Genomic DNA, 12,604 nt, shown 5'->3' on the forward strand with positions numbered 1-12,604 from the left:
ATACCTAGGATACAAAAGTTAGGAATAATTTTTCATGAAACCTTAAGATGTCCATATATTAAGATAAAAAAGATTAAAAAAAGAAAGATTAAAAAACAAAACAAGAAATTTAAAAACTTTTCTCAATTAAAAAACCGGCATGATCCTTCTCATAAGGCTCTAATTTAACCTTTTGAAGAATACTAAAACCATTACTTTTTAATTTACGTTCCTCTTCCTTAAAAATTTTTTTAGGCTTTTGCACAACATCAATACTACGAGCCTTAATCATAAGCAAACCTTGACCACCTTCCTTTAAAAAGAGGTTCATATTTTTCATAAATAATTCACTTTGATTTGGTTGAGCAACATCACAATATACTAAGTCAACTTTCTCAACTAAATCAATATAATTTTTAGGTTTAGTTGCATCATTAAGTAAAGGTGCAATATTCGGACGAGTCTTACATAAATTATTTAATTTACGCATACTAACTGGTGAAAACTCAACAGCATAAATAATACCATCACTCACAACATCTGAAATATGGGAAACAGTAGTTCCAGTAGAAGCCCCTAAATATAAAACTTTAAAATCTTTCTCCAATTTAAAATTCTCTAAACCATTTAATAAGGCTGCAGCTAACTTAGACCTATGAGGATTCCATAACCTATACTCATCCTCACCTTCATTAATTAATTTTTCACCATAAACACGTAAACCAGGACTAATATTCTTTGTTGCAAGCATATCATCCTTTTGATAAATCTCCATATATAATCAAACTTCCTAAAAAATTTATTCAAATAACTAAAATTTTTAACTTTCAAAAATCCCTTATTTTCTCTTTTTATGTTTACGATTCCGTTTATTCTTCTTTTTCCCCTGATACTTATTATGTTTATTTTTAGAAGAATCCTTTTCATAAGTTCTTTCTTCTTCCCGTTTACGTTTTGTTTTTTTAGGGAAAGGATTTTCTTTTTCGATTCTTTCAACTTCACTTTCAAAATCTAATTTTATTTGTGGATTGAATTTTTTAACAAAAACATCTCTTCTAACTGCAAGTGAAATCTTTAAAGCTAAAACTCTAGCAATTTTCCCACGATTCCACCAATTACAACTTCTAACATTAGGATGTTGATATATTAAACCATGTTTTGGTGGTCGTTCACCAGTTTTCAAATGTCTAAATAATGCCTTTTCTGCACCCATAATTTGAACAGTACTTGAAGGATACATTGATAATTTCTTAATACCTCCACTATGTGAAATTAATTTAGCACCTAAGGAAGCACCTACTAAATCTTTTAAATTAGGAGCAATACTTTCCATTTTATTTTCAATATATTCAATTATTTCCCTTCTAGATTCTTGCATGGAATATAATGATTTAGTGAAATTGTTTAAAACCTTCAAATCTTCACTATTAATATCTGCTCCAGCACTTTCATGGTAATCTATTTTAAATAAATCCGGATTATTTTTAATAATCTCTTCTCTATTATTATTTTCAGCAATAATTTTTATGTAAGCTTCATTATTATTTATTGCATCCATTTCTGGGAAGTAAATTATATACCATTCTCGCATACGTTCAATTAACTTACTTATAGATTCATCAATTTCATCAATTGAATTAATGGCTTGAATAAGAAGTTTATCATCTTCAGATGCACTTTCTTTCATTTTAATAGTTGCAATTTCATTATAAATTCCAACAATTTTTCCAGGATAAGATTCATTATTAAAGAAGTTTAATTTACTCAATATTTCTTCTAAATTCTTTCTTAAGTACTCTCCACCCTTATTTGTAGTGTTTATACTTATTTTTTCAAAACCATTTATTGTTTTATATTGGGATAATCTGTTATTGCTTTCAAGGTTAATTTCATCATATTTGCCTTCTAATTCTTCGATTAGACTTTTTTCAATATTTAAAACTTCTTTATCTTCAATTTTAAGTAAATTATCCACTATTTCATTTTCAGGAAATAGTTTATAACTTATTAGTTTTAAATCTTGATTGAAAGCTAAAAATCCAGCTACACATTTTGTAATATATAATTCCATATTATTTTATTAGATTTTACTTTATTATTAAAATTTTTTATATAAATTAAAGTTTTTTATAGTAAAATTATAAATCTTATATAAATCATAAATCTATAATAGTATAGAATTAAAATTATTATAAAAGATTTGTTTTAAAGGAGTAAAGAACTAAGATGTTAGAAACAAATGTTTGTGGATTAAATTTTAAAAACCCATTGTTACTTGCTGCAGGAGTAATGGGTAGTCATGCATCCTCCCTAAACTGGATATTAAATTCTGGTGCTAGTGGGGTTGTAACTAAATCATTTTCCATAGAACCTAATCCAGGTTATCATAATCCAACAACTGTACCAGTTGAAGGTGGTATAATTAATGCTATAGGATTATCTAGTCCTGGTGTTGAGAATTTTAAAGAAGAATTAGAACAAATTGATTCTAAAGGTGTTCGTGTTGCATCTATTTATGGTGCTAGTCCTGAAGAATTTTCATATCTAGCTAGTGAAATTGAAGATTTAATTGATGTAATAGAATTAAATGTTTCATGCCCTCATGCAATGTGTGGTTATGGTTCTAGCATAGGTCAAGATCCAACACTTACTGAAAAAATCGTTAAAGCAACTAAGGAAAGTTGTAAAGTTCCAGTTTGGACTAAATTAACACCTAATGTTACAAGCATTAGTGAAATAGCTATAGCTGCAGAAAAAGGTGGTTCAGATGCAATTACTCTTATTAACTCTTTAGGTCCAGGTATGAAGATTGATATTAAAACAGGAAACCCTATCCTCTCTAATAAATTTGGTGGAATGAGCGGTCCTGCAATTAAACCAATAGCTTTAAGATGTGTATGGGATGTTTATGATAGTGTGGAAATTCCAGTTATAGGTGTTGGTGGGATAAGTAATTATAAAGATGTTGTAGAATTCTTATATGCTGGTGCTAGCCTTGTGCAAATTGGTACTTCTATAATGGATTATGGTCCTGAAATTTTCAAAACAATTAACACAGATTTAAATGAATTTATAGAAAACAGTGATTTTAACTCCATAAATGATATGGTAGGTTATGCACATAAAAAAATATAAAAAAATATTATTAATGGGGAGAAATTTATAATGAAAAGTCCAGAAGTTTTAGAAATAAAGGAAATCATAGAAGAAACTCCTACAATTAAAACTTTCATATTTGATTGGGAAATGGAAGGAGAAAACATTCCTTACCCTGGTCAATTTTTAATGGTGTGGAATTTTAAAGATGAAAAACCAATGAGTATTTCCCATATGAATTTTAAGAATAATGAAATAGGCTTTACTGTTAAAGCTATAGGTCCATTTACTAATAATATTCACACATTAAAAGAGGGAGATAATTTAGGTATTAGAGGACCTTTTGGTAATGGTTTTAATTGTGATTTTAAGGATAAACACGTTCTTGCAGTTGGTGGCGGAGTTGGAATGGGACCATTCATACCATTTTCTGAGGAATGTATTAATAATGGTGGAGAAGTTGATGTAATATCAGCTGCAACAACTAAAGATGAATTATTATTTGTTGAAGAATTAGAAGATCTTGGTGTAAATGTATATACTTGCACTGATGATGGAACCTGTGGATTTAAAGGTTTTGCAACAGACCGTGTAAATGATTTATTAAAAACTAATCATTATGATTCTGCAGCTGTATGTGGTCCAGAAGTAATGATGAAACCAATATTTGATTTATTAGAAGAAAATAATATACCTGCACAATATGATATTGGAAGATATATGAAATGTGCAATAGGAATTTGTGGTCAATGTTGTGTGGATAATACAGGTTGGAGAGTTTGTAAAGATGGACCAGTTTTCAGTGAAAAACAATTAAGACAAATCACAGAATTTGGAAAATATCAACGAGAACCCTCTGGAATTAAACAATATTATTAAAATTAGAATTAATTAATAAAAATTTAATTTCTTTTATATTATTATAAAAAAATAGTTGGTTTAAAAAAAATGGATATAAATTTCTCAAAAAAATTAACACTACCAATACTTGTCATAATTATACTTTTAGCATTATCTTTTTCAGTTTTAATGCCAGTATTGAATATGATACTTCTAGGTGCAATATTTGCTTATGGTTTAAGACCTATTGCTAATCGTTTACAATCTAAAATTAAGTTTACCTCTATTAGTACGATTATAGCAGTATTACTGGTTTTAATACCTTTAATCTTATTATTAGTTTATATTGTGTTTATTATTAGTGGTTTTGCAATTAATTTTTTCAATTCAAATCATGCTACACTAACTAATTTTAGTTCAGGCCAATTATCCTCAATAGTTGCACAAGTTTTACCTGCACAGTATCATGCTAACATTGGTTCTATTACAAATAGTTTATACTCATCTCTAACAAGTGGACTTCATTATGTTATTAATTATTTCATAGGATTAGTTAAGAAAATACCTTATATTTCCCTAGAATTATGTGTATTATTCTTTTCAATGTATTACTTTACAAAGGATGGAGATAAATTCTGGGCATATGTACAAGCATTCATACCAACTGAAAGATCTGAATTCTTTAATAATATGTTCTTTCAAATTGAGAATGTTTTAAAAAGCATATTCTTTGGACATTTCTTAACAGCTATTATAATTGGTATTATTGCAGGAATTGGATTTTATATATTAGGATTTCCTTATGCATTATTCTTAGGAATATTAACTGGGGTATGTCAATTAATCCCAATCTTTGGTCCATGGATAATTTATATGATACTTGTAATTTGGGATTTAATTACAGGTAATTATCCTAGAGCTATAATAACCTTACTATTCGGAATCTTTTTAAGTTTATCTGATATGTATATAAGACCAGCATTATCCAGTAAATATGCAGATATTCATCCTTTAATATTATTTATAGGATTCTTATCTGGACCATTAGTATTCGGTATTGTTGGATTTATTTTAGGCCCATTATTCTTAGGAATAACTTATGCGGTTTTAAAATCTTTTAAATTAGAAATAGAAAAACAAAATAAGGAAAAAGAATTATTAGAAGAATCTGGAGAACCTGGAGGTGAATAAATATGGAAAAACGTAAAATGATTGTAACTGATATAGATTACATAACATATGAAGATAAACCTGTAATTCGCCTTTTTGGGAAAATAAAAGGGGATAAGGAAGGTCAAAATATAATTGCATTAGATGGAACATTTGAACCTTACTTATATGTGATGCCTGAAGGGAATATTGAGGAATGCATTCTTCAAATCGAAGATGAAATTGAACCAATTAGAATTGAAAAACTTAGTAAGAAAGATTTCCAAGTAAAGAAAGATTTTTTAAAAGTATTTTTTAAACATCCTCAAGACGTTCCTAAAAAGAGAGATATGTTAAGAGATTTAAGTCTTGTTCAGGATTTACGAGAACACGACATACCTTTTTACAGAAGATATTTAATTGATAATGATTTGTATCCTATGGGTGTAGTTGAACTTGAAGGTGAATTAATAGATTCTTTCCCTACAATTGATTCTAATAATGAATCTCTTGAAATCATGAAATTAGATCATTCTCCTGTTATGTTTGATAATGCTTATCAAAATTTCAGTATATTGAGTTTTGATTTAGAAGTTTATAATCCAAAAGGCATGCCTAATGCAGATAAAGATGAAATCATTATGATAGGTGCTGCAAGTAACACTGGTATTAGTAAAGTTATTAGTACTAAAGGTGAAGATATTGATTTTGTTGAAACAGTATCTAGTGAGAAAGAAATGATTGAATCATTTGTAAAACTTATTAAGGATAATAATTTTGATATTATAGTTGGTTATAATTCTGATAATTTTGATTTCCCATATCTACGTGATAGGGCTAAAATTTTAGGTGTTGATTTAGATTTAGGTATGGATGGTTCTTCACTTAAATTTTTAAGAAGAGGATATACTAATGCTGCTACAATTAAAGGTTTAATTCATGTTGATTTGTATTTAGTAATGAGAAGATACATGAATTTAGATCGTTATACTCTTGAAAGAGTTTATCAAGAATTGTTTGGTGAAGAGAAAATTGATGTTCCAGGGGATAAGATTTTCATGTACTGGGATAGTGATAGTGAAGAATTAGATAGGTTATTTGATTATTCTCTTGATGATACTGTTTCTACTTTAAAAATTGCTGAGCAAACATTACCTATTAATCTTGAATTGACTCGTGTTGTTGGTCAACCTTTCTTTGATATTACTCGTATGGCTACAGGTCAGCAAGCTGAATGGTATTTGGTTCGTAAAGCTTTTGAAATTAATGAGGTAGTTCCTAATAAACCAACTGGTAAAGATTTTATTAATCGTAAACATGAGAGTAATGTTGGAGGTTATGTTAAAGAACCTGAAGTTGGTTTACATGAAAATCTTGTTCAATTCGATTTCCGTAGTCTGTATCCTAGTCTTATAATTAGTAAAAATATTTCTCCCGATGTTTTATATCATGAGGATGATTCATTTGATTCTTTAGTTGATGATGAAATTGATAAAGATGATTACTTTATATCTCCGGAACATCATTATATGTTTAAAAAGTCTCCTAAAGGTTTTATTCCCTCTGTTATTGGTAATGTTTTAGATGAACGTATTCGTATTAAGACTGCTATGAAGAAAAGTACTGATTATACTGAGAAAATGATGCTTGATGTTCAGCAACAAGCTTTGAAAAGATTAGCTAATACTATGTATGGTGTTTATGGTTATTCTCGTTTCAGATGGTATTCTTTTGAGTGTGCTCAAGCTATTACTGCTTGGGGTCGTGAGAATATTAAGGATGCTATGAAGTTTGCTGAAGATTATGGTTTTTATGCTATTTATGCTGATACTGATGGTTTTTATTGTAAGTATTGTCCTGATAAGGATTAGTGGATTATTTTTTGAAATTTAATATTTACTTTTTCTCTTTTTTTAATATTTTTTTTTTAGTTTAAAATTTTTCTTAAAATAATTTCACAAACCTATTTTTCGAAGTCTTTGAAACTTCATTTATTCCAATTCTATGATTGATTATTCTAAATGATTGAATAAATATACCATTTTTTATTTAGTATATCTTTATCTTATTCAATTGGTACTTTTAAATTAAAAAATTTTAAAAGGTTTACATATATTCAACACATATATTTTTAAAATTACCAAAAAAAGTAGTTAAATTAAATTAAAAAAGGTTCGTTTTAAAAAAAGTAGAAAGAAAAAAAAATAATTAATTAAAGAAAAATTATGCAGCGTAATCTTCAATATCAATATCAATATTTTTACAAATATCATTTAAAGTATCAAATAAAACAGGGTCTAATTCCCAACCATTAGCTAAATTACCTTTAACTCTTTCAACTTCAAGAGATCCAGGAATAACACCATTATCTGCTCTAATTTCATCTAAAAATTTATCTGTTTCATCATTAAATTGTTCTTTACCAACAAATTTTTCAGGATCTATAGCTAAGAATAAATCTCCTTTAGTACAATCTTCACTACAAGTAGCAGTTCCTTTAACTCCAGTTCCAATACCTGCATTTACAAGGGAGCCTGTTAAAATTTCTATTAAGAATGCTAATCCGTATCCTTTAAATCCTCCAAATGGTAAGATTGAACCTTCAATTCCTTTTGCTGGGTCAGTGGTTGGTTTTCCATCTTTATCTAAAGCGGTTCCTTCAGGTATTGATTCACCTTTTCTTCTTGATTCTAAAAGTTTTCCTCTTGCTGCAACACTTGTTGCCATATCAAGAGCAATGTATGTGTCTTCATTTGGAATACCAATTGCTATTGGGTTAGTTCCTATTAAAGGTTTTTTACCACCGAATGGTGCGATTGCAGGTTCGGTGTTTGCTATAACTACTCCTATACATCCTTTTTGGGAAGCTAAATCTGAATAGTAACCTGTTACACCGAAATGATTACCATTATGGGTTCCCACGATTCCTATTCCTACATTTTTAGCTTTTTCAATTGCTAAATCCATAGCTCTTCTTGCTACATATTGTCCAAAAAGACTATTACCATTGATTAATGCCATAGCTTCTGTTTCTCTTTCAATATCTATGTCACCTTCAAGGTTAATGGTTTTAGCTTTAAATCCTTTAATGTATTGTGAAAATCTTCCTATTCCATGGGAAGTGAATCCTTTTAAATCTGCATCTACTGTAGCTTGTGCAACGATATCTGCTTGGTTTTCTTGGGTTCCTAATTTAATTAGGATGTCAGTAACTAATTTTTTTTCATTTTTGGCATTAAGCTTCATTTATTATTTCTCCAATTATATTATTTTTTTTTTAGTATTCTATTTCAGTATTTTCGAAGGTTTTTATTTTTATTTTGTCTTCAGATATTACTTTTCCAATTTTGTAAGCTTCTACATCTTTGGATACTTCTTCGATTATTTTATCTGCTTCTTCTTCTTTTGCAATGATTACAAAACCAATCCCCATGTTGAATACTTTGTACATTTCTTTTAATGGTACATTTTGTTCATATATTAATTTAAATATTTCTTGTGGTTCTGGAAGGTTATTGATTTCGAATCCTATTCCTTTTTTAAGTCTTTGTAGGTTTGTGAATCCTCCACCTGTAATGTGGGCTAATCCGTGGATGTTGAAATCTTTTTTGAATAAATTTACTATTGGTTTTACATATAATTTTGTAGGTGTTAAGAGTTCTTCTCCAACTGTTTTGTTGGTGTTTGGTATTTTATCATCTACTTGTAGCTTGGCATCTTCAAATATTGCTTTTCTTGCTAGGCTTAATCCATTACTGTGGATTCCACTACTTTTTAATCCTATTAATGTGTCTCCGATTTCAATATCTTTTCCACTTATTATTTTATCAGTATCTACGAATCCTATTCCTGTTCCTGCTAAATCGAAGTCTTTTATTATTTTTGGTAAGGATGCTGTTTCTCCACCTATTATGGATATGTTAGATTCTTCTGCACCTTTAACTAATCCTTCTGCTATTTCTGACGCGGTTTCGGGGTCTGGGTTTTCTACTGCTAAGTAATCTACTAGTGCTATTGGTTCTGCACCAACACAAAGAATATCGTTAACCACCATAGCAATACAATCTATTCCTACAGTATCATATTTATTCATCATTTTAGCGACTAATATTTTACTTCCAACACCATCGGTACTCATTGCTATTGCTTTATCGCCTAATCTTACTAAAGCTGCAAAGTGTCCACTATCAGTTATTATGTCTCTTAATTCTAATGTTGGTTTTAATTTTGAAGCTAATGCTTTAACGGTTTCAGCTTCTAAATCTATATTAACACCAGATTCTGAATATGTAACCATTTATTCACCTTTTTAATTATTTTTTTTAATTATTTATAATTTTTATAACATTTTTTATTTTTGTATTAATTATTATTTATATTTATAAAAAAAAGTTTTAATAATTTAAATAATTTTAGTTTAATTTTGTGTTTTTTTTAAAAAAAGTTTTAAAGAAAATTAGGAGAAAAAATTTTTTTTAATCCTAATTCCCTTTTTTTATTGTAATCTTGTTGCTTCAAGATTTAATGGAGTTTTTGTTTCTATTTTATAAGATCTATGAACACTACTTGCAAGGTCCACAGTTTTGTATGGGTCTCCGTGACACATTATTATTTTATCTGGTCTTGGATGTATTCTTTTTGCAAATTCCATTAATTGTCTTCTGTTAGAGTGTCCACTGAATCCTTCTACAGTTTTTACTTGCATTCTAACATTATATACTTGGGTTCTACCTTCATCGTTTTCAAGTGGTATTTCTTTCATACCTTTTTGGATTCTTCTACCAAGTGATCCTTCAGATTGGTATCCTACAAATACTATTGCGTTTCTTTCATCTTCACTTAACCATTTGAAGTATTGTACACTGTTTCCTCCAGTTAACATACCACTTGTGGATAATATGATACATGGGTCCCCTTCAACAATGTCTTTTCTTTCATTGATGTTTTGTACTTTGACAAAGTAATCTGAAACAAATGGGTTTCTACCCATATGGAATATTTGGTCTCTTAAGTCTTTACTTAAGTATTCTGGTCTTGCTGTGTGGATTGCTGTTGCTTCCCATATCATTCCATCAATGTAGATTGGTACTTCATCTATCATTCCTTGACGCATGTATTCTTCAAGAACTATCATTAATTCTTGTGCTCTTCCTACTGCAAATACTGGTACTAATACTTTTCCTCCACGATTTAATGTTTGGTAGATGGTTTTCATTAGTTCTTTTTCTGCTTTGTTACGGGATGGTTGAACATCTTCATGTCCTCCATAAGTACTTTCCATTACAAGTGATTCACTTCTTGGGAATCTGGTTGTTGCTGGTTCAAGGAGTCTGCTTCTTTCGTATTTGAAATCTCCTGTGTATACCATGTTATGTGCACCGTCTCCTATGTGTAAGTGACTCATTGCTGAACCTAAGATGTGTCCTGCATTATGGAATGTTAATTTTATATCTGTAGTAATATCTGTTACTTCCCCATAATCTAAGGTTATGCTGTGTTTTAATTCTTTTTGAACATGTTTAACATTGAATGGTAATGGATTATCTTCTCTATGTGCAATATCTATATGATCTAATTGTAGTAAGGTCATTAAGTCTCTTGTTGGTGTTGTACAGTATACTGGTCCTTCATATCCATAATGGTAAAGATATGGTAAGAATCCACAGTGATCTAAGTGTGCGTGTGATATAATTACAGCATCTAAATCTTGTATTGAAAATTCTGGAACATTTAAAAATGGGAAAGCTGTTTTTTCATCAGGTCCTGCTACGTTCACTCCACAGTCTAAGAGTACTCGACTGTTTGGTGTTTGTAGTAACATACAGGATCTTCCAACTTCTTTGAATCCTCCCATACTTGTTAATCTCGCCCAATCATTATCATATTTTACACTTTGATGAATTCTTGAACCTAATTCGGTTAAGTTTTTCTTTCTTTCTTTACTACTGCTTAATATTGTGTTTCGAACTCTTCCAATTATTTCTGATTTGATTGGTGGTGTTCTTAATATTTTTGGAGCCCATCCTGTTTTACGTACAATATCTCTTGATGTTACTCCATATTTTCCAATTACAAGTCCTGGTTTTTGTGCTTCTATTATTACTTCATTGGTTACATCGTCAAATGAAACATTTGTAATATGTGCATCTTCAGGAACTATTTGGTTTATTGTTTCAATTGTTTTTTCAGGTTCCATTAGTACGCTTTTATCTGAGCGTATAATCATCCTTTTTCTTAAGTCCTTAGCTAAGTTTCGAACAAGATCACCATTGTCAGTTATTATTTCCGGATTTTTTGTGTAAATAACAACTTGTGGACCTTCAAATTCGATTTTAGCAACTTGTACCTTTTCAGGTAATCTTTCGTTTATTGTTTTTTTAATATCTTCTAATGATTCTGAAGCCATATAATCACTTCATAAAATAAGTTTTATAGTGTAGATAAAGTATAGAGTATAAATTTTACCCCTATTTTTACTTTAATTAAAGTATTTCTTCTATAGAAAAATTTTAAGGTTTTTATTATAAAAAATTAATTTAATATTGATTTTATTTAATTAATTCTTTCTTTTTAATGTAAAAAGGGTGATTTTTATTTTAATTTAATAAAAAAGAGTGGATAAAAAAGATAAAACAATAATAAAATCTTAGGGTATTGTTAATCGTGTTATTTTATCACTTTTATTATACTTCTATTTCACACTGTTATATGTAAAAAATAGTTTTTTTAATATAAAAATTTATAAAAATAATCTGTATTTCTAATTATTTTTTTATTTTAACTGATTTTTTTTACTTTCTTTTCAACTTCCTTCTTATCTAACATTTTATAACCATCTTTAGTGACGGTTGCTACTAAAAATCCATTTCCACTGTAAACATCTCTTTCAGTAGCTGCTTTAATAGCTCTAAGAGCTAATTCTATACCTTGGGTTGTGGTTAATTTTGGAGTGTAACGGTCTTCAAGAACACCGTATGCGAATGTTGAACCAGAACCAGTTGATATGAAAGTATCTTTAATCATACCACCAGCCGCATCTAATGAGTAAATAGATGCTCCATCTTCATCTACTCCACCAAGTAATATTTGCACATAAGCTGGGGTGGAATGTAAAATGTTTGATGTTACTGCTGCAGCAGCTTCTATATTCATATCTTCTCCGTTTCGTAATTTGTATAATGAAACTTCTGCACTTATAACTTTCATTAAATTTTGAGCATCAGCTACTGATCCTGCAATAGTTGTAGCTATATTATCATCTATTTTAAATATCTTTTCAGCTACTTTGTGAGCTACTAAATTTCCCATACTAGCTCTTCTTTCACTTGCAAAAACAACTCCGTCTTTACAGGTGATTCCGACAGTAGTTGTACCTTTTAAGATTTTTTCATCACTCATTTAAAATACACCTCTGAGTAAAAATTGTTTATTAAATATTTTTTTTATATAAAATTGATTTATTAATTTTCTAAAAATTTTATTCTAACTAAAAATTAGTACTTTCATGCTTTTTATAGTTATTGTCTTAAAATAAAAACGA

At 29.0% G+C, this 12,604-nt stretch carries 10 protein-coding genes; 4 read left to right on the forward strand and 6 right to left on the reverse strand.

What is annotated here, in order from left to right:
• Positions 1-109: 109 nt before the first annotated feature.
• Positions 110-754 (reverse strand): fibrillarin-like rRNA/tRNA 2'-O-methyltransferase, encoded by a 645-nt coding sequence (locus tag ACA135_RS00805; RefSeq protein WP_409198419.1) that lies wholly within the window; start codon positions 752-754, stop codon positions 110-112.
• Between the two features lie 63 nt (positions 755-817).
• The gene (locus tag ACA135_RS00810) at positions 818-2,050 is read right to left on the reverse strand and encodes an NOP5/NOP56 family protein (RefSeq protein ID WP_409198420.1); all 1,233 of its coding nucleotides are present in this window, start codon (positions 2,048-2,050) and stop codon (positions 818-820) included.
• 155 nt (positions 2,051-2,205) lie between these two features.
• Here ACA135_RS00810 and ACA135_RS00815 point away from each other — a divergent pair, with 155 nt between their 5' ends.
• From ACA135_RS00815 to ACA135_RS00830, 4 genes are all read left to right on the forward strand, one after another.
• A complete protein-coding gene (locus ACA135_RS00815; RefSeq protein WP_409198421.1) occupies positions 2,206-3,114 on the forward strand; it encodes a dihydroorotate dehydrogenase in 909 nt (302 codons plus the stop codon).
• Between the two features lie 30 nt (positions 3,115-3,144).
• Positions 3,145-3,954, forward strand: a complete 810-nt coding sequence (locus ACA135_RS00820; RefSeq protein ID WP_409198422.1) for a dihydroorotate dehydrogenase electron transfer subunit — start codon at positions 3,145-3,147, stop codon at positions 3,952-3,954.
• A 69-nt stretch (positions 3,955-4,023) separates the two neighbouring features.
• Positions 4,024-5,106, forward strand: a complete 1,083-nt coding sequence (locus tag ACA135_RS00825) for an AI-2E family transporter (protein ID WP_409198423.1) — start codon at positions 4,024-4,026, stop codon at positions 5,104-5,106.
• Positions 5,107-5,108: 2 nt separating this feature from the next.
• Entirely contained in the window at positions 5,109-6,935 is a 1,827-nt protein-coding gene (locus ACA135_RS00830) for a 3'-5' exonuclease (protein ID WP_409198424.1), read from the forward strand.
• A 352-nt stretch (positions 6,936-7,287) separates the two neighbouring features.
• Here ACA135_RS00830 and comC read toward each other — a convergent pair whose 3' ends face one another.
• From comC to psmB, 4 genes are all read right to left on the reverse strand, one after another.
• Complete coding sequence (gene comC / locus ACA135_RS00835; RefSeq protein ID WP_409198425.1) at positions 7,288-8,310, reverse strand: L-sulfolactate dehydrogenase; 1,023 nt, start codon at positions 8,308-8,310, stop codon at positions 7,288-7,290.
• Positions 8,311-8,341: 31 nt separating this feature from the next.
• Complete coding sequence (gene purM, locus ACA135_RS00840) at positions 8,342-9,361, reverse strand: phosphoribosylformylglycinamidine cyclo-ligase (protein ID WP_409198426.1); 1,020 nt, start codon at positions 9,359-9,361, stop codon at positions 8,342-8,344.
• Between the two features lie 198 nt (positions 9,362-9,559).
• Positions 9,560-11,470: a beta-CASP ribonuclease aCPSF1 gene (locus ACA135_RS00845; RefSeq protein WP_409198427.1), complete on the reverse strand. Its 1,911-nt coding sequence runs from the start codon at positions 11,468-11,470 to the stop codon at positions 9,560-9,562.
• A gap of 371 nt (positions 11,471-11,841) precedes the next feature.
• Entirely contained in the window at positions 11,842-12,462 is a 621-nt protein-coding gene (gene psmB, locus ACA135_RS00850) for an archaeal proteasome endopeptidase complex subunit beta (protein ID WP_409198428.1), read from the reverse strand.
• Positions 12,463-12,604: the final 142 nt, after the last annotated feature.

The organism is Methanobrevibacter acididurans (assembly GCF_046197875.1).
GTDB classification, from domain to species: Archaea; Methanobacteriota; Methanobacteria; order Methanobacteriales; family Methanobacteriaceae; genus Methanobrevibacter_A; species Methanobrevibacter_A acididurans.

Excerpts from the sequence above, each read along its gene's own strand:
- ACA135_RS00825 (WP_409198423.1), top strand. The coding sequence starts at position 4,024 with ATGGATATAAATTTCTCAAAAAAATTAACACTACCAATACTTGTCATA.
- comC (WP_409198425.1), bottom strand. The coding sequence starts at position 8,310 with ATGAAGCTTAATGCCAAAAATGAAAAAAAATTAGTTACTGACATCCTA.
- purM (WP_409198426.1), bottom strand. The coding sequence starts at position 9,361 with ATGGTTACATATTCAGAATCTGGTGTTAATATAGATTTAGAAGCTGAA.
- ACA135_RS00815 (WP_409198421.1), top strand. The coding sequence starts at position 2,206 with ATGTTAGAAACAAATGTTTGTGGATTAAATTTTAAAAACCCATTGTTA.
- ACA135_RS00805 (WP_409198419.1), bottom strand. The coding sequence starts at position 754 with ATGGAGATTTATCAAAAGGATGATATGCTTGCAACAAAGAATATTAGT.
- psmB (WP_409198428.1), bottom strand. The coding sequence starts at position 12,462 with ATGAGTGATGAAAAAATCTTAAAAGGTACAACTACTGTCGGAATCACC.
- ACA135_RS00830 (WP_409198424.1), top strand. The coding sequence starts at position 5,109 with ATGGAAAAACGTAAAATGATTGTAACTGATATAGATTACATAACATAT.
- ACA135_RS00810 (WP_409198420.1), bottom strand. The coding sequence starts at position 2,050 with ATGGAATTATATATTACAAAATGTGTAGCTGGATTTTTAGCTTTCAAT.
- ACA135_RS00820 (WP_409198422.1), top strand. The coding sequence starts at position 3,145 with ATGAAAAGTCCAGAAGTTTTAGAAATAAAGGAAATCATAGAAGAAACT.
- ACA135_RS00845 (WP_409198427.1), bottom strand. The coding sequence starts at position 11,470 with ATGGCTTCAGAATCATTAGAAGATATTAAAAAAACAATAAACGAAAGA.